This window comes from Alishewanella sp. HH-ZS, from assembly GCF_001704375.1.
Taxonomy (GTDB): domain Bacteria; phylum Pseudomonadota; class Gammaproteobacteria; order Enterobacterales; family Alteromonadaceae; genus Alishewanella; species Alishewanella aestuarii.
This window is the reverse complement of sequence record NZ_LZEJ01000001.1, coordinates 113,055-133,330: the sequence shown is the minus strand read 5'-3', so window position 1 is coordinate 133,330 and position 20,276 is coordinate 113,055. Positions and strand designations below refer to the sequence as shown.

The 20,276-nt window shown below is 51.0% G+C and carries 20 protein-coding genes; 14 read left to right on the top strand and 6 right to left on the bottom strand.

Features of this window, described 5'->3' with window-relative positions; genetic code table 11:
- Window positions 1-75: 75 nt before the first annotated feature.
- The 4 genes from A9165_RS00645 to A9165_RS00630 form a co-directional block, all read right to left on the bottom strand.
- A complete protein-coding gene (locus A9165_RS00645) occupies window positions 76-399 on the bottom strand; it encodes a hypothetical protein (protein WP_008607181.1) in 324 nt (107 codons plus the stop codon).
- A 116-nt stretch (window positions 400-515) separates the two neighbouring features.
- On the bottom strand, window positions 516-1,094 hold the full coding sequence (locus A9165_RS00640; RefSeq protein WP_008951267.1) for a peptidylprolyl isomerase: 579 nt from the start codon (window positions 1,092-1,094) through the stop codon (window positions 516-518).
- Between the two features lie 12 nt (window positions 1,095-1,106).
- A complete protein-coding gene (locus tag A9165_RS00635; RefSeq protein ID WP_065954565.1) occupies window positions 1,107-1,658 on the bottom strand; it encodes a YajG family lipoprotein in 552 nt (183 codons plus the stop codon).
- Between the two features lie 2 nt (window positions 1,659-1,660).
- Entirely contained in the window at window positions 1,661-2,818 is a 1,158-nt protein-coding gene (locus A9165_RS00630; RefSeq protein WP_008607185.1) for a methyltransferase, read from the bottom strand.
- Between the two features lie 32 nt (window positions 2,819-2,850).
- Between A9165_RS00630 and A9165_RS00625 the strand changes: the two genes are divergently transcribed.
- The 14 genes from A9165_RS00625 (at window position 2,851) to A9165_RS00560 (ending at window position 17,492) form a co-directional block, all read left to right on the top strand.
- On the top strand, window positions 2,851-3,471 hold the full coding sequence (locus A9165_RS00625; RefSeq protein WP_065954564.1) for an alpha-ketoglutarate-dependent dioxygenase AlkB: 621 nt from the start codon (window positions 2,851-2,853) through the stop codon (window positions 3,469-3,471).
- A gap of 122 nt (window positions 3,472-3,593) precedes the next feature.
- Window positions 3,594-3,923, top strand: coding sequence for a BolA family transcriptional regulator (locus A9165_RS00620; protein WP_008607189.1), 330 nt, complete (start codon window positions 3,594-3,596; stop codon window positions 3,921-3,923).
- An 86-nt stretch (window positions 3,924-4,009) separates the two neighbouring features.
- Window positions 4,010-5,203: an enoyl-ACP reductase FabV gene (gene fabV, locus A9165_RS00615; RefSeq protein WP_008607190.1), complete on the top strand. Its 1,194-nt coding sequence runs from the start codon at window positions 4,010-4,012 to the stop codon at window positions 5,201-5,203.
- A 253-nt stretch (window positions 5,204-5,456) separates the two neighbouring features.
- Window positions 5,457-6,794, top strand: coding sequence for a Na(+)-translocating NADH-quinone reductase subunit A (locus A9165_RS00610; protein ID WP_039925024.1), 1,338 nt, complete (start codon window positions 5,457-5,459; stop codon window positions 6,792-6,794).
- Window positions 6,795-6,796: 2 nt separating this feature from the next.
- Window positions 6,797-8,002 carry an NADH:ubiquinone reductase (Na(+)-transporting) subunit B gene (locus A9165_RS00605; protein ID WP_008607193.1) on the top strand — a complete coding sequence of 402 codons (1,206 nt, stop codon included), beginning with the start codon at window positions 6,797-6,799 and terminating at the stop codon, window positions 8,000-8,002.
- Window positions 7,995-8,789 (top strand): Na(+)-translocating NADH-quinone reductase subunit C, encoded by a 795-nt coding sequence (locus A9165_RS00600; protein WP_008607197.1) that lies wholly within the window; start codon window positions 7,995-7,997, stop codon window positions 8,787-8,789. The genes A9165_RS00605 and A9165_RS00600 overlap by 8 nt, the downstream gene beginning before the upstream one ends.
- A complete protein-coding gene (locus tag A9165_RS00595) occupies window positions 8,782-9,414 on the top strand; it encodes an NADH:ubiquinone reductase (Na(+)-transporting) subunit D (protein ID WP_008607199.1) in 633 nt (210 codons plus the stop codon). Before A9165_RS00600 ends, A9165_RS00595 begins: the two co-directional genes overlap by 8 nt.
- Before the next feature lie 10 nt (window positions 9,415-9,424).
- A complete protein-coding gene (nqrE, locus tag A9165_RS00590; RefSeq protein WP_008607200.1) occupies window positions 9,425-10,033 on the top strand; it encodes an NADH:ubiquinone reductase (Na(+)-transporting) subunit E in 609 nt (202 codons plus the stop codon).
- Window positions 10,034-10,052: 19 nt separating this feature from the next.
- Window positions 10,053-11,279: an NADH:ubiquinone reductase (Na(+)-transporting) subunit F gene (nqrF, locus tag A9165_RS00585; RefSeq protein WP_008607202.1), complete on the top strand. Its 1,227-nt coding sequence runs from the start codon at window positions 10,053-10,055 to the stop codon at window positions 11,277-11,279.
- 66 nt (window positions 11,280-11,345) lie between these two features.
- Window positions 11,346-12,353, top strand: a complete 1,008-nt coding sequence (locus A9165_RS00580) for an FAD:protein FMN transferase (RefSeq protein WP_008607203.1) — start codon at window positions 11,346-11,348, stop codon at window positions 12,351-12,353.
- Window positions 12,354-12,367: 14 nt separating this feature from the next.
- The gene (nqrM, locus tag A9165_RS00575) at window positions 12,368-12,580 is read left to right on the top strand and encodes a (Na+)-NQR maturation NqrM (RefSeq protein ID WP_008607204.1); all 213 of its coding nucleotides are present in this window, start codon (window positions 12,368-12,370) and stop codon (window positions 12,578-12,580) included.
- A 51-nt stretch (window positions 12,581-12,631) separates the two neighbouring features.
- Window positions 12,632-13,921 carry an NCS2 family permease gene (locus A9165_RS00570; protein WP_008607205.1) on the top strand — a complete coding sequence of 430 codons (1,290 nt, stop codon included), beginning with the start codon at window positions 12,632-12,634 and terminating at the stop codon, window positions 13,919-13,921.
- Window positions 13,922-13,989: 68 nt separating this feature from the next.
- On the top strand, window positions 13,990-16,656 hold the full coding sequence (locus A9165_RS00565) for an ATP-binding protein (protein ID WP_008607206.1): 2,667 nt from the start codon (window positions 13,990-13,992) through the stop codon (window positions 16,654-16,656).
- The gene (locus A9165_RS00560; protein WP_008607207.1) at window positions 16,653-17,492 is read left to right on the top strand and encodes an HDOD domain-containing protein; all 840 of its coding nucleotides are present in this window, start codon (window positions 16,653-16,655) and stop codon (window positions 17,490-17,492) included. Before A9165_RS00565 ends, A9165_RS00560 begins: the two co-directional genes overlap by 4 nt.
- Window positions 17,493-17,540: 48 nt before the next feature.
- On the opposite strand, the gene A9165_RS00555 is transcribed toward A9165_RS00560, so the two are convergent.
- Window positions 17,541-18,440 carry a recombination-associated protein RdgC gene (locus A9165_RS00555; RefSeq protein ID WP_065954563.1) on the bottom strand — a complete coding sequence of 300 codons (900 nt, stop codon included), beginning with the start codon at window positions 18,438-18,440 and terminating at the stop codon, window positions 17,541-17,543.
- A 47-nt stretch (window positions 18,441-18,487) separates the two neighbouring features.
- A complete protein-coding gene (locus tag A9165_RS00550) occupies window positions 18,488-20,236 on the bottom strand; it encodes an ATP-binding protein (RefSeq protein WP_065954562.1) in 1,749 nt (582 codons plus the stop codon).
- Between the last annotated feature and the right edge of the window lie 40 nt (window positions 20,237-20,276).

Here is a 20,276-nt window from a genome sequence, read left to right as displayed (position 1 = left end):
ACCTTGCAGAGAATTGAGGCTGACCTTAACAGAGACTAAGGCGGCGGCAAAGCCTTTTGGTTGCAGAAAATTGGCTTAAAGTGGGCGTAAACCGACGCAATCGGCCGGGCGTTGGCCTTTGCCGGCCAGATAACCGAGGCAGTGTTGCAGCCGGCGCTTCAGTTGTCGGTCGGCGCGTAATTGCTGTTCCGGCCAATATTCCAGCTGATGCAGCAGATGCCAGAACACCCGCTCCTGATAACTGGGTGGCCAGGCAGGACGCACCGGCAGCGCGGCCCATTCCTCCAGCGTGTCCCAGATAAACAGATGCAATTCTGCCTGCGGCAATTGGCCGCGCAAAAAACGCGAGGCATAAAAAACCAGCTGGCGGGATTTTTGCTCAATAAAACCTTGTGGCATGCTCCTGCTCCGGTCGGGCGACCTTTGCCTCAGTATAGTGCAGAAACGCTGACCCTGCGGGGCCAGCGGCGTTTTTTCTGCAGCTTAATCTGGAGCGGGATAGTTTGGAGGGGCGGCTATTCCTGCGGCAGCAACACGACCATTTTCAGGATAATCGGCTCTTTTGGTACATCCGGCCAGCCCAGTTGCTCTGATACTTCAGTTTCGATTTGTTGAATTTTTTCCAGCACGTCCATGCCAGATACCACCTGACCAAACACTGTATAGCCCCAGCGACTGCCAGGGTCCAGGCTTGGGTTATCGTTCAGATTAAAATAGAACTGGCTATCAGCACTGTGCGGATCGCTTTGTCTGGCCATAGCAATGCTGCCCAGCTGATTTTTTAAGCCGTTGCCTGACTCATTAAAAACCGGCTTTAAGGTCTCGATGGCTTTGAAGTCCGGGTTATAGCCACCACCCTGCAGCACAAAACCCGGGATCAGGCGGTGGAACACCGTATTGTTGTAACTGTTCTTCTTCACATAGCTAAGAAAGTTATTGACCGTTAACGGCGCCCGGCTGCGGTCCAGCTCGACCACGATGTCGCCATGCGAGGTCATCAGCTGGACTTTAGGAAACAGATTATCCGGTTGCATAAACTGCCCGGCTGATAAGGCCGGGCTTAGTAGCAATAAGCAGCAAAGCAGAATACGCATCTGTGACCTCCGTTAATTCAGGGCATCTTTCCAGGCCGGGTCCTGCAGCAGCTGATTTAATACCTGCTCGGTAAGTACCCGTAATTCGCGCTCAACGGCAGCCAGGTCAACTTTTAACGGCGAGGTAAAGTTACTGTCACCGGCATAGGATTTAGTAAAGGATCCATTATCGCTTTGGATAAAAACCGTCATTGTTACCTGGTTAGTGACCTGATGATCCAGCGGCCGTTGAATTACATTAGATTGCAATTGATTGATCTGGATTTTCATCTGTACCGGACTCTGGCTATTCAGCGTCGCACCTTTTTCCTGTAACGCAGCGGCTACCGTTTGTTCCAATTGGGCGCGCACATCATTGCTGGTGCGGTAGTGCTGTTCTTTGCTGCCCTGGCGGATGGTCAGCGTCTGAGCTCTGGGGCGAAGATCGACCAGTGCAAAACTAAATACCTTGCCGTTTAGCTCCATTTGCTGCGGCCAGAAGATCTGGGGTGCCACAATAAAAGACGGCACCTGGGTGGCACAGCCAGCCAGCAGTATTGCCAGCGTCAGCCATAAATAGCGCATAGTTAACTCCTTTTGGTGGACTCTAGAATAATAAATTTCGGGTTAGCCGCTAATTGCCGGCAGTTACCAAAGCATTTTGCCAGTTGTTGACGGTAAGGCAAATGGCGGTTGGCGACAATTCTGATTTTACCACCGGGTTTTAATACCCGTTTGGCGTCGTAAAACATCTGACTGGCAATATGGGTGGTCACTGCAGCCTGCTGATGAAAGGGTGGATTACAGAGTACCCAGTCGGCACTGTTATCGGCTTGCTGGCTCAGACAATCATCGACCACAAAGCGGCAACGCGATAGCGCGGCAGGAAAATTTTCTGCCACACTGAGCCGGGCCGATTCGACGGCCATATAAGATTCGTCCGTCAGTAGCAGCTGACAGTCTGCTTGCTGCGCGAGGAGCTGCAGGCTTAACATGCCGTTACCACAGCCTAAATCAATGACTTGTTGTCCGGCTGTGACCGTGGGTAAATGTTGCAGAAAAAAGCGGGCGCCGATATCCGGTTTGTCGCGGGCGAACACATTGGCATGATTCACCAGCATAAAGCCGGTTTCAGGCAAGGGCCAGCGGCTTGGATAATCCGGGGCAGTATGTGGTAATCCCGGCTGCCATTGGCAATCCAGGTAACGGCACTTGCGCAGGGTTAGCGAGGCCTGAGTCGGACCGATATAGCGGGCAAAAATGGCCAATACGTTGCGGTGAATATCTTTGGCTTTGGCGGCAATCAGCAGCTGGGTATTGGCGCTGAGTACCTGACTCAGTGCTGACAGTTGCCAGGCCAGATAACTGTGATTAGCCGGTAGTTTTAGCAATACCAAATCGGGGGCAGCGGGCAAGCTATCCAGACTGGTCAATTCGGTAATGCCTTCCAGCGTCAGGCCATTTTGTTGCCGGTTATGGCGGCAGGCCTGCTGGGCGATATAGGAGTCTTGCACCAGATATTGCTGACTGTTGCCAAGCGCGCAGGACAGAGCACCAAAGCTATCATTTAAAATCAGGATCTTGGCGACTCTGCCACTGGCGGTGATAGCGCTTAACGCGGGTAGGGCGCGATCCAGTAACAGTTCATCAGCGGCATCCCAGGCCTGTAAACTGTGATTAGGCTGTTGTAGTGGCCAACGTGCCAGTTGCAACTGTAAGTCAGCGCGGGTAAACAGAGTATTCATAACAACCTATTCAGAACAGAGAGGGCGCTATTTTGACACGAGCCACCCCCAGCGACAACCGCAATCAGCAACGGCAATGCTTTAGTTTACCGCAGGCTGAACTGCAGCTTTGGCCGGCATTTTTGCCGGCCACGGCGGCAGATCAACTACAGCAAGTGTTAAGTCAGCAGTTAGCCTGGCAGCGTGCCAGCATCCGGCTTTATGGTAAGGCAGTGCCAATCCCAAGGCGGCAGGTGTGGATGGGGGAGCCCCACTGTCAATATCGTTACTCGGGCACCGACTTTTTACCAGAGCCCTGGCATCCGGCAGTCAAATCGCTGGCGTTGCAGCTAAGTCAGGCCTTACAGCTGCCGTTTAATTGTGTGTTGTTAAATCAGTACGCCGATGGTCAGGATCATATGGGCTGGCATGCTGATAATGAGCCGGAACTGGGTGTTGCGCCGCAAATTGCTTCGGTCAGTCTGGGCTATCCGCGCCGCTTTGATTTAAAACATCGTGAGCTGGGCTGTCAGCTGCAGCTGATGCTGCCGCACGGCAGCTTGCTGTTGATGACGGGCGAATGTCAGCAATACTGGCAGCATCGCTTACCGAAGCAGGCGGCGGCGAATACGGAGCGGATCAATCTGACCTTTCGATACATAGCGTCAAAATAATTATTTTTATAATGCCGTTATCAGCTTAGCCAAGATCCAGCTGCTGTAGCTTGATCGACTGGGGACAAAGCGGTCGGCTTTGACTAAAATTAAGTTCAGGACGCCAACAGGAGCTGGACAAGATGTTAATCCATACTGCAATAGAGCAAAAATTACTGGATGCTTTTAACCCTATTCATCTGGACGTAGTCAATGAGAGTGCCAACCATAATGTGCCGCCGGGTTCGGAATCGCATTTTAAGGTGGTGATTGTGACCCCGCAGTTTGAAGGCATGCGCTTATTACAGCGCCACCGTGCCGTAAATGCCATTGTCGCGGAAGAGCTGGCTGAGAAAATCCATGCCCTGGCTTTACATACTTACACGCCGTCGGAATGGTACGAATATTATGCGGAAAAGCCGCCGGTTTCGCCGAAGTGCTTTGGTGGCAGTAAAGCCGAAAAAGCGTCCTGAGCACGATTTTTGCTGATCCGACCTGTTTTTAGCGGTAAAGTTTTACACTAGCGACACTTTTCATAAAGACAACAACAGGATTGGCTATGGTTATTCAACCAAAGATTCGTGGTTTTATCTGTACTAACGCACACCCGGTTGGCTGTGCGGAGCATGTAAAAGAGCAAATTGCTTATGTTAAGCAGCAGGGGCCGGTAAGCGGTGGTCCAAAGAATGTGCTGGTGATCGGCGCCTCTACCGGTTATGGCCTGGCCTCACGCATTACTGCCGCCTTTGGTTCAGGTGCCGCGACCCTGGGTATTTTCTTTGAAAAAGAACCGACTGAGGGTAAAACCGGTTCTGCCGGTTGGTATAACACTGCCGCCTTTGAAGCTGCTGCCGATGCTGAAGGTTTATGGAACAAGCACTTAAACGGCGATGCCTTTACCGATGAGTTAAAAGCCAAAGCGATTGATTTGATCCGTCACGAAATGGGGAAAATTGATCTGGTGGTGTACAGTCTGGCCGCACCACGGCGTAAAGATCCGGTGAGCGGTGAGGTGTACAGCTCGGTACTCAAACCTATTGGTCAGGCCTATACCGCCAAGAATCTGAATACGTCGAAGCGTGAAATTGAAGAGGTGTCGGTAGAGCCGGCTAATGACGAAGAAATCTTTAATACCGTTAAGGTGATGGGTGGCGAAGATTGGGAGCGTTGGCTGGATCAACTGCATGCCGCCGGTGTGTTAGCAGACAACTGTCAGACGGTAGCTTATACCTATATTGGTAAGGAACTCACCTGGCCAATCTACGGCAAGGCGACAATCGGCAAGGCAAAAGAAGATCTGGATCGCGCTGCCGCTGCCATTACCGCTAAGCTCAGTGCGCAGCAGGGTAAAGCCTATGTTGCGTCATTAAAAGCCCTGGTGACTCAAGCCAGTTCGGCTATTCCAATTATGCCGCTGTATATCTCGCTGTTGTATCGAGTGATGAAAGCTGAGGGTACCCATGAAGGCTGTATTGAACAGATTAATGGTTTGTTCCGCCAGGGCTTATATGCGACAGCCCCGCAACTGGACGATGCCGGCCGGTTACGGATGGACGGCAAAGAACTAAGCGATCATGTGCAGCAGGCGGTGAAAGACTTATGGGGCCAGGTCACGACAGACACCATCGATAGTCTGACCGATTATGTCGGCTACCATAATGAGTTTTTACGTTTGTTCGGCTTTGGCTACCAGCATGTGGATTACGAGGCGGATGTGTCACCGCTGAGTCCATTACAGCATCTGGTCAATTAGTCGTATTGACAAAGCCGCAAAAACCGCCCGAGGGCGGTTTTTCTCTACCCCCGACAGGTGGTAATTGGCACAGAATTTTTGGTAATACCATGGATAGAAGACGGTATTAGTGCTAAAATTCGCGACTTTAATACGTGTATCTGGTTAACTTTTGTACAATTGCAGGTGGTGCAAAACGCAAACCAGGTGTGCTGCGCTGGCGCAGCTGAAAAACTAGGCCCTGTTTCTTCCCAAAATAGTAGTGCAAGTACGTATGATAAAACTCAAAAAAGGCTTGGACATTCCCCTTGCAGGCAGTCCTAAACAAGAGATCACTACGGGCAATGCCATTACTACTGTCGCCGTACTCGGCGAAGAGTATGTAGGTATGCGTCCGACCATGGCGGTCGAAGTGGGTGACAGCGTGAAAAAAGGTCAGGTGCTTTTCGAAGATAAGAAAAACCCTGGCGTGAAATTCACAGCTCCGGCAGCTGGTACGGTGAAGGAAATCAATCGTGGCGCCAAACGCGTACTGCAATCGGTAGTGATTGCGGTGTCAGGCGATGCGGCTGAGACTTTCACGCAGTATCCGGCCGAGCAACTGGCTACCCTGAGTGCAGAACAGGTAAAACAAAACCTGGTTGATTCGGGTTTATGGGTTGCCTTCCGTACCCGGCCCTTTTCCCAATCTCCGGCCATTGACAGTACGCCACGTGCTATCTTCGTCAATGCAATGGACACCAATCCGTTGGCCGCCGATCCTGCAGTGATAATCAATGCCGATGCCGAAGCCTTTAAGCAAGGTTTAACGGTGATCTCGCGCTTAACCGACGGTAAGACTTACCTGACTAAAAAAGCGGGTAGCAGTATCCCTAGCGTCAGCCAGGTTACTGTCGCTGAGTTTGACGGCCCACACCCGGCTGGTCTGGTTGGTACCCATATCCATTTCCTGGATGGTGCTGGCGCCAAGAAGGTTGTTTGGCACCTTGGCTATCAGGACGTTATTGCCATCGGTAAGCTGTTTACCACCGGTCAGCTGCACAGTGAGCGTGTGGTTGCTTTGGCTGGTCCTGTAGTGAAAAATCCACGTTTGGTGAAAACCGTACTGGGTGCGTCGACCGCTGAGCTGACAGCCGGTGAACTTGCTGACGGTCAAAATCGTATTATCTCTGGCTCAGTACTGGCTGGTACTACAGCGCACGGTGTGCACGGTTATTTAGGGCGCTTCCATACTCAGGTTTCAGTGTTGGCGGAAGGCTTTGAAAAACACTTCCTGGGCTGGATTGCACCTGGTGCCGAAAAGCACTCAGTAACCCGCGCTTATTTGGGCCATTTAAGCCCGAAAAAGCTGTTCAATCTGACGACCACGACTAACGGTTCGTCACGCGCCATGGTACCAATCGGTAACTACGAGCGGGTAATGCCGCTGGATATCCTGCCTACGCTGTTACTGCGTAACCTGATTGCCGGCGACACTGACGAGGCAGCAACTTTAGGTTGTCTGGAATTGGACGAGGAAGATTTGGCGCTGTGTACCTATGTGTGCCCAGGCAAATATGACTACGGCACCATTCTGCGCAACTGCTTGACGACCATCCAGAAGGAAGGCTAATCATGAGCTTAAAGCATTTTTTAGAGCGCATTGAGCCGCAATTTGAAAAAGGCGGCAAATACGAAAAGTGGTACGCCTTATACGAGGCTGTAGCGACAGTGCTGTATACGCCTGGCTACGTTACCAAAAACGGCACTCATGTGCGCGACAGTATCGATCTGAAGCGGATTATGATTTTCGTTTGGTTAGCCTTGTTCCCGGCACTGTTCTTCGGCATGTATAACATCGGCCATCAGGCAGCACTGGCGCTGGCGCAGGGTTTTGCGACGCCGGATACCTGGCAGGTAGCGATTTTCTCAGCCTTAGGCGGTGAATTAACTGCTGACTCCGGCTGGGGTAGCAAGATGTTCTACGGTGCCGTCTGGTTCTTACCTATTTACGCCGTAACTTTTATTGTCGGTGGTTTCTGGGAAGTTTTATTTGCCTCTGTCCGTAAGCATGAAGTGAACGAAGGTTTCTTTGTCAGTTCAATCCTGTTTGCGTTAATTCTGCCCGCCACTATTCCGTTGTGGCAGGTTGCGCTGGGTATCACCTTCGGTGTCGTTGTTGCCAAAGAAGTCTTTGGTGGTACAGGCCGTAACTTCCTGAACCCGGCACTGGCTGGTCGTGCTTTCCTGTTCTTTGCTTACCCGGCACAAATTTCCGGTGATGCGGTATGGACTGTTGCTGACGGTTATTCAGGCGCCACCTGGCTGAGTAAAGCGCAGATGGGCGAACTGGACTATGCTGCTAACACCCAACTGTGGTGGGATGCGTTCCTGGGCTTTATTCCGGGTTCAGTCGGTGAAACCTCTGTGTTAGCGCTGTTAATCGGTGGTCTGGCGCTGATTTACTTCCGCATTGCGTCCTGGCGTATTGTGCTGGGTGTGATGGTCGGTATGATCCTGACCAGCTACCTGTTTAATGCTATTGGTTCGAACACTAACCCGCTGTTTGCTATGCCGTGGCACTGGCATCTGGTGCTGGGTGGGTTTGCCATCGGTATGTTCTTTATGGCGACAGATCCGGTATCGGCATCTTTTACCAACCAGGGCAAGTGGGCCTACGGTATTCTGATCGGCTTTATGGTGGTGATGATCCGTGTGGTTAACCCGGCTTATCCAGAGGGCATGATGTTAGCGATCCTGTTTGCTAACCTGTTCGCTCCTTTATTCGATTTCTTCGTGGCGCAAGCCAATATCAAGCGGAGGCTGGCACGTAATGTCTAGTAATAACGACAGCATCAGCAAAACGCTGATCGTAGTAATTTCTTTATGTCTGGTCTGTGCCATCGTGGTGTCTACTGCGGCGGTACAATTACGACCAGCTCAGCAAGCGAATAAAAAGTTAGACTCGCAAATCAACATTTTGCGCAGCGTCGGTCTGGTTGAGGGCAGTGCGCCAGCCGCCCGGGTAGCAGAGCTGTTTAACCAGCATATCGAAACCCGTCTGGTGAACCTGAGCACGGGTGAAATTGATGCCAGCTGTGACCGCAGCTGTGCTGAAAATTTTGATTACCGTAAAGCGCTGAAAGATGGCCGGGCTCTGGCTCAGCCTGATGATGTTGCCTCTATCCGCCGCATCTCTGAATTTGCGCCTGTGTATCTGACGTATGATACTGAGCGTAATCTGAAAGCGATCGTGCTGCCGGTACATGGCTATGGCTTGTGGTCCACTATGCACGCCTTCCTGGCGCTGGAAGTGGATGGTAATACCATTATCGGTCTGAACTACTATGAGCAGGGTGAGACACCAGGCTTAGGCGGTGAGATCGAGAACCCACGCTGGAGAGCCCAGTTTGTCGGTAAGCAACTGACCAATGAGGCCGGTGAGCTGGCGTTATCTATCCTGAAGCCAGGTAATGCTGATCCGCAATCTGCGCATCAGGTTGATGGTTTATCAGGTGCAACGCTGACTGCCAATGGCGTGCAGAACACCTTTACTTTCTGGATCGGTGAGAATGGTTTTGGTCCATTCCTGGCTAAAGTACGTCAAGGAGCCTTAAGCAATGGCTAATGCAAAAGAAATCAAAACCGTACTGTTCGGGCCGGTTTTTGCCAATAACCCGATTGCGCTGCAGGTACTGGGTATTTGTTCTGCGCTGGCAGTAACAACTCAGATGTCCACTGCTTTGGTTATGTGTCTGGCACTGACCTTTGTAACGGCATTTTCTAACCTGTTTATTTCGACCATTCGCAACCATATTCCGTCCAGTGTGCGGATTATCGTACAGATGACGATTATTGCGTCGCTGGTAATCGTCGTTGACCAGTTCCTGAAAGCGTACGCTTACGATTTATCGAAGCAGCTGTCAGTGTTCGTTGGCCTGATCATCACTAACTGTATCGTAATGGGCCGTGCTGAAGCCTATGCGATGAAGAGTACTCCGGGGATGAGCTTCCTGGATGGTATCGGTAACGGTTTAGGCTACAGCGTGGTACTGCTGGTCGTCGCCTTTATCCGCGAACTGGGTGGTTCAGGTTCAGTGTTCGGCGTACAAATTATGCCACTGATCAGTGAAGGCGGCTGGTATCAGCCTATGGGTATCCTGTTGATGCCGCCAAGCGCCTTTATCATTATCGCCTGCTTTATCTGGGTATTGCGGACTTTCCGCCCAGAGCAGGTTGAGAAAAAGGCTTAAGGAGTAACGCATGGAACATTATATTAGCCTGTTTGTACGTGCCGTTTTTATTGAAAACCTGGCACTGGCCTTCTTCCTCGGTATGTGTACCTTCCTGGCGGTATCGCAGAAGATTAAAACTGCCTTTGGTTTAGGTGTTGCGGTTATCGTGGTACTGGGTATTTCTGTACCGGTGAACAATCTGGTGTACGCTAACTTGTTAGCACCGGGCGCTTTAGCCTGGGCCGGTTTCCCGGATGCAGATTTAAGCTTCCTCGGCTTCCTGACCTATATCGGCGTTATTGCGGCGCTGGTACAGATCCTGGAGATGGCGTTGGATAAGTATTTCCCGGCTCTGTACAACGCCCTGGGGATCTTCCTGCCGTTGATCACAGTAAACTGTGCGATCTTCGGTGCGGTAGCCTTTATGGTTGAGCGTGATTATACCTTTAGTGAAAGCGTAGTATTCGGTTTAGGTAGTGGTGTTGGCTGGGCGCTGGCGATTACCTTACTGGCTGCAGTACGTGAAAAACTGAAGTATGCCGATATTCCGGATGGCTTACGCGGTCTGGGCACTACCTTCCTGGTAGTAGGTTTAATGGGATTAGGCTTTATGTCCTTCTCCGGCGTTCAACTGTAAGCAGTAGAGGAATAGCACCATGCAAGAGATTTATCTTGGCGTTGGCATGTTCACTGTCGTGGTACTGGCGCTGGTATTTATTATCCTGGCCGCCAAGTCAAAGCTGGTTGCCAGCGGTGACATTACCATCAGTGTTAACGGTGATCCAAGCAAAGCCATTAAAACCAAAGCCGGCGGTAAACTGTTAAATGTTTTAGCAGACAACGGTATCTTTTTATCATCAGCCTGTGGTGGCGGTGGTTCTTGTGGTCAGTGCCGGGTGCACGTACACGCCGGTGGCGGTGAAATTCTGCCAACTGAGCTGGGTCACATCACTAAGGGTGAAGCCCGTGAAGGTTGCCGCTTATCCTGTCAGGTTAACGTTAAATCTGATATGGAGATCGAGGTAGAGCCGGAGATTTTCGGTATCAAGAAATGGGACTGTACTGTTATCTCTAACGATAACAAAGCGACCTTTATCAAAGAGCTGAAGCTGCAGATCCCGGATGGCGAGTCAGTGCCATTCCGTGCCGGTGGTTATATTCAGATCGAAGCACCACCCCACCATGTTAAGTACAAGGATTTCGATATCCCTGAACAATACCGTGGCGACTGGGAACGCTTTAAGTTCTTTACGCTGGAATCTAAAGTTGATGAGCCGACCATTCGTGCTTACTCAATGGCGAACTACCCGGAAGAAGAAGGCATCATCATGCTGAACGTGCGGATCGCAACACCGCCGCCAAATAACCTGTCATTACCTTGCGGTAAGATGTCGTCCTTTATCTGGTCATTAAAGGCCGGTGACAAGGTGACGATTTCAGGTCCATTCGGTGAGTTCTTTGCGAAAGACACTGACGCCGAAATGGTATTTATCGGTGGTGGTGCCGGTATGGCGCCAATGCGTTCACATATTTTCGACCAGTTACGCCGCTTAAAATCCAAGCGTAAGATCAGCTTCTGGTACGGTGCCCGTTCGAAGCGAGAAATGTTCTATGTTGAAGATTTCGATATGCTGGCAGCAGAGAATGAAAACTTTGTCTGGCACACGGCGTTATCAGATCCGCAGCCAGAGGACAACTGGACAGGTTATACCGGTTTTATTCATAACGTGATTTATGAAAACTACCTGAAAAACCATAAAGCACCGGAAGACTGTGAATTCTACATGTGTGGTCCGCCAATGATGAATAAGGCGGTAATCAACATGTTGAAAGACTTAGGTGTAGAAGACGACAACATTCTGTTAGACGACTTCGGTGGTTAATCAACCGCGAACACGGTAAAATAGGGGCGACTTAGTCGCCCCTTTTCTTTTACCGGAGTAGTAAATATGTGGTCTGTCTGTCGTTTGGTTCCGCTGTTGTTGCTGTTACTTGTGATGGGTTGTCAGCCCGCGCAGCAGGCGAAAGAGTATCAGCTACAAGGCAAGACCATGGGCACCTACTATGTGGTGAAGTTTTACAGTGAACAGCAACCGGATCTGACTGCACTGCAGCAAGAGCTGGATACCGAGCTGGAACTGATCAACGATCTGATGTCGACTTACCGGCCGGAGTCAGAGCTGATGCGCTTTAACCGCCAGCAAAGCACTGAACCGGTCACGCTAACGCCACAAACTGCGAAGGTGATTGCCGAAGCAATCCGCATTGGTCAGCAAAGTGGTGGCATTCTGGATGTGACTGTTGGCCCCTTGGTGGAATTGTGGGGCTTTGGTGCTCAGGGACGCATTACTCATGCCCCGGAGCAAGCCCAACTGGATGCCATTCGCGCTTATGTCGGAATAGATAAAATTGCGTTAGAGGGGCAGGTGCTGCGCAAATTGGAGCCGCGGGTGGCGATTGATTTATCGACTATTGCCAAGGGTTATGGTGTAGATCGTCTGGCTGAAATTCTGCTGGCACATGGTTATCAGAGCTTTATGGTCGATATCGGCGGTGATATGCGGGTAGGCACAGCCAAGCCAAGCGGCCCCTGGAAGATTGCTATTGAGCGTCCGGTCAGTAGCGAACGCTCAGTGCAGCGAATACTGGCATTACAGAGCATGGCACTGGCGACATCGGGTGATTATCGTAACTACTTTGAAGAAGACGGTATTCGCTATTCACATCTGATTGACCCGCGTAGCGGCAAGCCTATTCAGCATAAGACCGTATCCAGTACTGTACTGCATCCGGATGCGATTGTTGCTGATGCTTATGCCACCACCTTAAATGTGTTGCCTGCTGACGAGGCGATTGCCTTTGCCAATCAGCACCAGCTGGCAGCGATCCTGATTGTAAAAACCGAAACCGGTTTTGAAGAGCGCTATTCTGATGCGTTCACACCTTTTTTAAATTAATCCTGAGGTAGCGTATGACGATCTTTTTGCTGACATTTGGGCTGTTTTTAGTGGTTGTGGTAGCGATGGCGGTCGGCTATCTGTTGCAGCGCAAAACGCTGGCCGGCAGTTGTGGCGGTTTAGGTGAGCTGGGCATAGATAAAGCCTGTGATTGTGATAAGCCGTGCGAAAAGCGGCAAAAACGGCTGGAAAAAGAAAAATTCTGGCAGGATAACAAAATTATCTAACTTCCTTTCTTCTTACTGCGGGCCGCGGCCAAGCGCCCCGCCGGAACTGATATGTTCGAGCAACTGTTCAAAATATCCGCCCGCCATAGCTCGGTCCGCAAGGAGCTGCTGGCCGGTCTGACGACCTTTATGGCGATGTCTTATGTGCTGTTTGTCAATCCCAGCTTACTGGCGCAGGCCGGCATGGATCATGGTGCGGTCTTTGTCGCAACCTGTCTGGCCGCTGCACTGGGCTGTGTATTGATGGGGCTGTTGGCGAATCTGCCGATCGCCCTGGCACCGGGTATGGGGCTGAATGCCTTTTTTACTTATGTGATAGTGCTGGAGCAGGGCTATAGCTGGCAGACGGCGCTGGCTGCGGTATTTTTTTCCGGTTGTTTATTTTTACTGCTAAGCATTTTTAAGATCCGGGAATGGATTATTAACAGTATCCCCTTGCCGCTAAAGTTGGGGATTGCCGCCGGTATCGGCATGTTTCTGGCGTTGATCGCGCTGAAAACGGCCAATATTATCGTCGCCAGCCCGGCAACGCTGGTTACTCTTGGTGATTTGCATAGTCCACAGGTACTGTTAGCCATTGCCGGCTTTTTTCTGATCTTTGCGCTGGCGCATCGCGGTTGGCATAGCGCTGTCCTGGTCAGTATTTTGCTGGTAACGCTGGCCGCGTGGTGGTTAGGTGACACTGAGTTTAGCGGTATCGTTGCTATGCCACCCTCGCTGGCACCGACCTTTATGCAGCTGGATTTTACGGCTGCGCTGACACTGAGCATTATCCCGGTAGTACTGACCTTACTGTTTCTCGATTTATTTGATACCTCAGGTACGCTGGTAGCGGTAACCCAAAAAGCGGGCTTGTTACAAGCAGATGGCAAGGTACCGGACTTAAGCCGTGCGCTCGTGGCCGATAGCAGCGCCAGTATGGTTGGCGCCCTGTTGGGAACTTCGACTACCACCAGCTATGTCGAAAGCACCAGTGGTGTGGCGGCAGGTGGGCGCACCGGCCTGACCGCTATTGTAACAGGCCTGCTGTTTTTATTGGCCTTGTGGTTTTCACCACTGGCTGCCATGGTACCGGGCTATGCTACCGCAGGAGCCTTGCTGTATGTAGCGACTTTGATGCTGACCAGCTTACAGCATGTTGAATGGGATGATATGTTGCAGGCGGTACCGGTCGCGGTAGTGCTGATTATGATGCCGCTCACCTTTTCAATTGCCGATGGTATTGGTATGGGTTTTATCAGCTACGCCGTACTTTGTCTGCTCACCGGTAAAGTGGAACGAACTACCCTGAGTGTCTGGCTGTTGGCGCTGATTTTTATGGCGAAATTTATTTTCGCCTGACTTGTTCTGCTGCCTGATGCTCGTTATGCTGTGTCCAGGGTAGTTTAGCAAAGGAAGGTACAGACCAGATGAAGCTCAGAGCCACGCTGCTGGTCTATATTATTCCTTTATTGGTGCTGCCGGTGCTGGCATTGGGCTACCTGGCTTATCATTTTAGCGGCCAGTATCAGCAACAACAGTATTACAATCAGGTCGCGTTAAAGCTGCAACAACAACAACAAGAGTTAAATGAGTTTTTGTTGTTTCATCAGATCCGGCTTTCGGTATTGGCTACGGCCCGTACCTTAGTACAGCATATCCAACAACCGCTACCCGAGAGTCGGGAGTTAACCCGCCAGTTATTTCAAAAGTTCGTTGAGCAGGACGCCAATATTCACGCTATCAAGCTGTTACGCCTGAATGGTGATGAAGATACGCTTTATCCTACTGCCAGCACTGAGCAAACCGTCCCCGAGCGCTTTAGAAATGAGTATTTTTCTGCCATTCAGGGCATGATAGATGAGCAGGGTATCTTTATTGCACCAGATGGCGCAGAGCGGCAACTGAAGTTATTTTTTGCCCGTAAGCTTTATCTGCCGGACAGCGCCGGCAACCGTCAGCTGTGGGGCTATTTGCTGATCGTTACTGAGCCGGCGGCGTTTGCCAGAGTAGTGCAGGACCCGGTAACGCCACAAAGTGTAACCTTAATTATCAACCGCACGGCAACCATTGCCTACGCCGCAAATGAGGCCCTGATTGGCAGCGCCTTTACCCCCAGCCATTATCGGGCCTTGCAGCAAAGTATCGACCAGACCCGGTTCAGTCAGGGTTTATTACTCGGCCAACCCAAGCTATTGGTAGGCCGTAATCTGGCCGGTCCCTATCAGCTGTTATATGGCATTGATGCCGCTGAGCTGTACCAGGATGCCCCCAACTGGCCGCTATGGATTGCCATCTTTACCCTTACCTTGGCGTTGTTGGCCCCTTTGTTGATTTATCGGTTATTGATCCGGCAGGTGTTTGAGCCTGTTCGGCAACTCACTTTAGCCAAAACTGCGGTGGGTAAGGGGGATCTGTCTTTTGTGCTGGAGCCGCGGCGGCCGGATGAACTCGGTGATATGTTTGCTGCTTTTAATGTGATGGTCCGGCAATTGCGTGTCTATCGGGAGCGGGAGCTGGCGTATAAGCAGCAACTGGAAGAGAAGGTACTACAACGCACTCAGGCGCTCGCCCGGGCTAATGATGATCTGGCCGCCGCCAATCAGGAGTTGATCGTAGCGCGGGAGCTGGCTGAGCAAGCCAACCGGTTAAAAAGTGTATTTTTAGCTAATATGAGCCATGAAATCCGCACGCCGCTGACGGCAGTGATCGGCTTTAGCCAGCAGGCCTTGCAGGAGCAGGACGCCTCGCGTCGCTCTGACTATCTTAGCCGGGTACTGCGCAGCAGTGGGCATTTACTGCAGCTGATTAATGATATTCTGGATCTGTCGAAAATCGAAGCGGAGAAACTGGAGTTACAGCCAGAGCATTTTAACTATCTGGCGATGCTGGATGAAATTTATCAGCAGACCCGGGAACAAGCGACGCAGAAAGGTTTGGCCTGCCAGCTGGAACTGCATTTCCCGCTGCCTGCTGAGCTCTTTAACGACAGTTTACGAGTGCGCCAGGTATTGCTGAATCTGACCAGTAATGCGGTTAAATTTACCCGTAAAGGTAAAATTGTGATTAGTGTCAGTTATCAGCCGCTGCGTGCGCTATTATCAATTAAGATTAAAGATACCGGCATTGGCATGACGGCTGAAGAAGTCTCCCGCTTGTTTCAACCTTTCGTTCAGGCCGATGCGACTGTTACCCGGCACTTTGGCGGTACTGGTCTTGGCCTGTGTATTTCGAAGAAGCTGATGGAACAAATGGATGGCGATATCCAGGTACAAAGTGTCAAAGGTGTGGGGAGTAGCTTCGAAGTACAGTTCCGGCTGGCGCCCAATCCAAGATTGGTCGACAGTTATCAAAGCTGCACTGCGGCGGCGGAACCAAGCCAGCCATTAACCCTGCCAGCTTCGTTACGGGTATTGGTTGCGGAAGATAATCCAGACAACCAACTACTGCTGGAACTGATGCTACAACAGCTTGGGCTGGAACATGTTATGGTGGAGAATGGTCATCAGGCGGTGGAGCGGGTGCTGGTCGAGTCCTTTGATTTGATTTTTATGGATATGCAAATGCCGGTGATGGGCGGCGAGGAGGCAACCCGGTTAATTCGTCTGGCCGGGATCCAAACACCTATTGTCGCCGTTACTGCTAATGTGATGACTGAAGACGCAGAGCGTTATCGCCAGGCAGGTTGTCAGGACATTCTGGCCAAGCCGGTGGTACCACAGCAATTCCAGCAGATGATTCAGCGTTATGCCCGACAAAATGTCGGTAAAGCGTCAGCGCTGGAGCAGCAACTGGCGGCTGATCCGGCGATGCAGCTGTTACTGCAACAATTCCGGCAGCAATTACCGGCACTGTTAGCAGAATTGCAGCAATTGGCCGCTGCGGCTGACTGGTCAGCGCTTGGCTTTGCGGCGCACAGTTTAAAAGGCAGTGCTGGCAGTATGGGTTATCCGGAACTGACCAGATTAGCGGGCTTGCTGGAGAAGGCGGCAAGTCAGGCAGCGAAAGATGAGATATTCAGGTTGTTGCAACAAATGGACGGTGAGTTAGCACCGCTGGCAGAAGCAGGGTCAACAGGGGAATTATCACAGCAATGAGCGCACAACAAGCATTACTGACCATTCTGGATGAAAAGATTAAAACTGATCGCTTACTGCTACCGACCCTGCCGGAGATCGCGCTGCGGGTTCGACAGTATGCCGATGATCCTGAGGTGACCCTGGCGCAAATGGCTGAGATTATTGCGCAGGATCCGGCGCTGGCTGCCCGCCTGATGAAACTGGCGAACAGTGCCTTTCTGGGACGGGCCATCAAATGCAATACGCTGCAACAGGCCGTGACCCGGATCGGTTTAAGTCAGATTAAGCATGTGGCGACAGCCTTAGCGCTGGAGCAGCTGTTTGTGTCTAAATATAAACTGGTGCAGCAACAATTGGATAAACTGTGGGCTGATAATGTACAGGTTGCGACTATCGCTGTGACCTGTTTGAAACTGCACCAGCAACATAACCGTGCTTGCACCCTCAGTAGCGATGTGATGACGCTCTGCGCTCTGGTGCATAATATCGGTGCACTGGCGGTGATTGCCGAGGCTGAGCGTCATCCGGAGGTGTTTGGGCACCCGGTGTTTTTACATAATCTGGTTGAGAAAGTCAGCCCCTATATCAGCGTGAAAATACTGCAGGCTTGGGATTTTGGCGCGGAGTTTCAGAGCGCGGCCAAAAACTGGCGCCTCTGTCAGGGGGGAGTACCACCGGATTATACGGATTTTATCCGGCTGGCAGCCATCTCCCGAGGCTACTATAAGTCGGCAGAAGCTGAAATCAAGTTACTGCAATATTATTTGCAGCAGCAACTGATCACTGTACCCGAATTTAACAAGCAACCGGTATTTACTGAACTTTATAATGATATTCGTTGCTTGTTTAGCTAGAACATCAGGGGCTGCCTAACCGCTAAGATATGGCAGCCTCTGACAGCTTTAATGACTGCCGTTTACCTGAGCGCTGATTGCCTGTAATGCCTGATCCAGACTATCGGCCATCAGGATCAGATCCGCATCCAGGCGACTAATTAAATCGTCCCAGCCGAGTTCCTCGTTTTGCTCAAACAGGGCGTCCGGATATTGGATCTGCTTTATACCGCCATCATCAGCGACGGTCAAAGCTAAACCTTGCTCTTGTTGTAAACTGAGCCGGGTAACCAGTTTATCCTGCAAATGGGTCTGCACCTCATCAGCAGTAAGTAGGTGGTTACTAAATTTAACCTTGGCACCTTCCTCATCCGGCGCTTTCAGCTCAACTGCGGCGCCCAGCTGAAATTGTGCCGGCAAGGACTGCTGTTGCAGCCAAAGTTGCAGTTGTTGATTCAATTTATGACTATCCAGCCAGGGCAGGGCAGGCAATGAGCCTAAAGCCTTGCGCAGCAGAGCCAGGATATCTTCGGCTTTGCTGGCACTACCGGTGTTTAATACCAACCATTGCCGTTCTGCATCGTAATAGCCCTGAGTCAGGCTGGAGCGGCTGAAGGCTCTGGGCAATAACGTCTGGATCAGATCTTCTTTTAGTGCCTGCTTCTCTTTGCGACTCAGCGGCCGACCGGCCTCTGTGGCTGCCGCGTCCAGTTTCGGCGCCAGTTCTTCATTAATCACGGCTGCCGGCAACACCTTTTCCTGACGTTTTATCGCGAAATACCAGCGCTGATTTTGCTGATGGCTGTAGTGTTTGATCGAGGGATGCAGCGGGAAGCTAAAACCGCTGCGTACCGCTTCCTGGCCACTACAGGGGGTAAATTTGTATTCTGCCAGCGCCTGTTCCAGCGCGGCTGCTTCAATTGTTAAAGGCGCACTTAACCGGTACACCCGCACATTTTTAAACCACATAACAACTTAACTTCCGTTTCATTAAAGACGCTGCAGTATAACCTGCCTTAGCGAGGCAATCTTGGTTTTTTCGGGAAGTTGACATGATAATGCAAGCCCTTGCCCGGGCTGCTGTTGGCCTCAATACTGCCGCCCAGCGTCTGCCGTACCAGGTTGTAAGCGATATGAGTGCCAAGGCCACTGCCGCCCTGATCGCGTTTGGTGGTAAAGAAAGGATGGAACAGTTTCTCCAGTTGCGCCTCTGATAAACCGATACCGTTATCACTGTAATGGATATCAATATTATCGGCGTCGTCCGTAACGGTGATCCGGATCAATCCTTGCTCAATCCCCTCAAAACCGTGAATTAACGAGTTCATCAGGAAATTGGTAAAGATTTGTGAGATAGCGCCAGCCGGGCAATCCAGAATAATATTCTCGGCACAGTTAACTTCGAGCTGGTGTTTGGTTTTTTTGAAGTGTGGCTGCAGCGAGCGAATAATTTCGTGAATATAGTGGCACAGATTTATGGTGCGGATCGCTTCACTCGCCTGGTCGACCGCAATTTGCTTAAAGCTGGCAATCAGCTCTGACGCCCGGCTCAGATTGGATTGCAGCAAGTCGGTACTTTGACCGGCTTCAGATAAAAAATCTTCCAGCATTTTCGGGGTAAGGGTTTTTTCACGAAAGGCCTGCTCCAGTTGACGCAAGCGCTCTGCCAGAAAACTGGTGGCCGTTACGCCAATACCGACCGGAGTATTTACCTCGTGGGTTATGCCGGCAACCAAACCACCCAAGGCGGCCATTTTTTCTGATTGTACCAGCCGGTCCTGCGCCTGATTCAGGTTATCAATGGTGTCCTGCAGTTCCCGTTGTTTTTGCCGCAGGTCGAGTTCGGTCTGGCGACGCTGTTCGATTTCCTCGCGCAGCGCCTGCTTCTTCTGCAGCAGTTCTTGCTTCTGTTGCTGAAGATCCATCATCGCCTGACTTAAGCCGGAGGTTTTACGGGCGACTTCCTGCTCCAGCAGTAAATTTTGCTGATCCAGTTTGTTGTTGGATAACATCAGTTGCTGCTGCGTCTGCTTTAACTGCTGCTGATTGTCCTGCAAGCGGTCGATTAATTTATTGTAGGCATTCGCCATTACTGTCAGTTCGGCACCTTCATCTGGCGTAATACGTACTTTAGAGCCGTCCAACTGGTCCAAATCCAGACTTTCAATCTGCTGGCTCAGATCTGCCAGCGGCTCGGTCAGATAACGCCGGAAAGCCATTAAAAACAAAATAATCAAAAAAGTGGTTTTTAGCATCGCATTACCAATCAGGAAATAGATGCCCATTTCAATCCGTTCAATGACGACTTTGCGACTAGAGAACAGAGTAACATCACCAACCTGGCTGGTACGGCCGGAAAATTCGAAGATCAATGGGAAGGTATAACCAAAGATGCCGCTTTGCTGGTCGCTCAGACTGAGTTCCTGCTGTACCAGTTGGTTGCTAAAGCGTTGCTGAATGTCGATATAGCGGCCGGACTGGGTTATAACAGTACCGTTATCATCCCGGACAATGACCCCTTCAATGGCAGGTACCGCCAGCAGACCGTCGGCGATATTCAGCGTTTGTGGGGTATTAAGCTCCCAGATAGCCCGGGTAAGACTACCGGCGAAGGTTTGTTGTAAGGTCGTCAGTTCGTTACGGATAAAGCTTTTCGCATTGTAGTACTCGGCCACGATCTGACCCAGGGTGACAATCAGCGTCAAAATAAAATAAACCGATAAAACCTTGGTCAGCAGCTTTTTAGACAGGCTGGTTTGCGGCATGGCGTCACCCTGATTGGCATTCGGAGCAAAAAGCGATTCA

Bases quoted from the DNA above. Each gene is read 5' to 3' on its own strand.
- A9165_RS00580 (WP_008607203.1), top strand. From the start codon at position 11,346: ATGTGGTCTGTCTGTCGTTTGGTTCCGCTGTTGTTGCTGTTACTTGTG.
- A9165_RS00605 (WP_008607193.1), top strand. From the start codon at position 6,797: ATGAGCTTAAAGCATTTTTTAGAGCGCATTGAGCCGCAATTTGAAAAA.
- A9165_RS00630 (WP_008607185.1), bottom strand. From the start codon at position 2,818: ATGAATACTCTGTTTACCCGCGCTGACTTACAGTTGCAACTGGCACGT.
- A9165_RS00595 (WP_008607199.1), top strand. From the start codon at position 8,782: ATGGCTAATGCAAAAGAAATCAAAACCGTACTGTTCGGGCCGGTTTTT.
- A9165_RS00560 (WP_008607207.1), top strand. From the start codon at position 16,653: ATGAGCGCACAACAAGCATTACTGACCATTCTGGATGAAAAGATTAAA.
- A9165_RS00550 (WP_065954562.1), bottom strand. From the start codon at position 20,236: ATGCCGCAAACCAGCCTGTCTAAAAAGCTGCTGACCAAGGTTTTATCG.
- nqrM (WP_008607204.1), top strand. From the start codon at position 12,368: ATGACGATCTTTTTGCTGACATTTGGGCTGTTTTTAGTGGTTGTGGTA.
- A9165_RS00620 (WP_008607189.1), top strand. From the start codon at position 3,594: ATGTTAATCCATACTGCAATAGAGCAAAAATTACTGGATGCTTTTAAC.
- A9165_RS00635 (WP_065954565.1), bottom strand. From the start codon at position 1,658: ATGCGCTATTTATGGCTGACGCTGGCAATACTGCTGGCTGGCTGTGCC.
- A9165_RS00600 (WP_008607197.1), top strand. From the start codon at position 7,995: ATGTCTAGTAATAACGACAGCATCAGCAAAACGCTGATCGTAGTAATT.
- nqrE (WP_008607200.1), top strand. From the start codon at position 9,425: ATGGAACATTATATTAGCCTGTTTGTACGTGCCGTTTTTATTGAAAAC.
- A9165_RS00645 (WP_008607181.1), bottom strand. From the start codon at position 399: ATGCCACAAGGTTTTATTGAGCAAAAATCCCGCCAGCTGGTTTTTTAT.
- A9165_RS00640 (WP_008951267.1), bottom strand. From the start codon at position 1,094: ATGCGTATTCTGCTTTGCTGCTTATTGCTACTAAGCCCGGCCTTATCA.
- A9165_RS00570 (WP_008607205.1), top strand. From the start codon at position 12,632: ATGTTCGAGCAACTGTTCAAAATATCCGCCCGCCATAGCTCGGTCCGC.
- A9165_RS00610 (WP_039925024.1), top strand. From the start codon at position 5,457: ATGATAAAACTCAAAAAAGGCTTGGACATTCCCCTTGCAGGCAGTCCT.
- fabV (WP_008607190.1), top strand. From the start codon at position 4,010: ATGGTTATTCAACCAAAGATTCGTGGTTTTATCTGTACTAACGCACAC.
- nqrF (WP_008607202.1), top strand. From the start codon at position 10,053: ATGCAAGAGATTTATCTTGGCGTTGGCATGTTCACTGTCGTGGTACTG.
- A9165_RS00555 (WP_065954563.1), bottom strand. From the start codon at position 18,440: ATGTGGTTTAAAAATGTGCGGGTGTACCGGTTAAGTGCGCCTTTAACA.
- A9165_RS00565 (WP_008607206.1), top strand. From the start codon at position 13,990: ATGAAGCTCAGAGCCACGCTGCTGGTCTATATTATTCCTTTATTGGTG.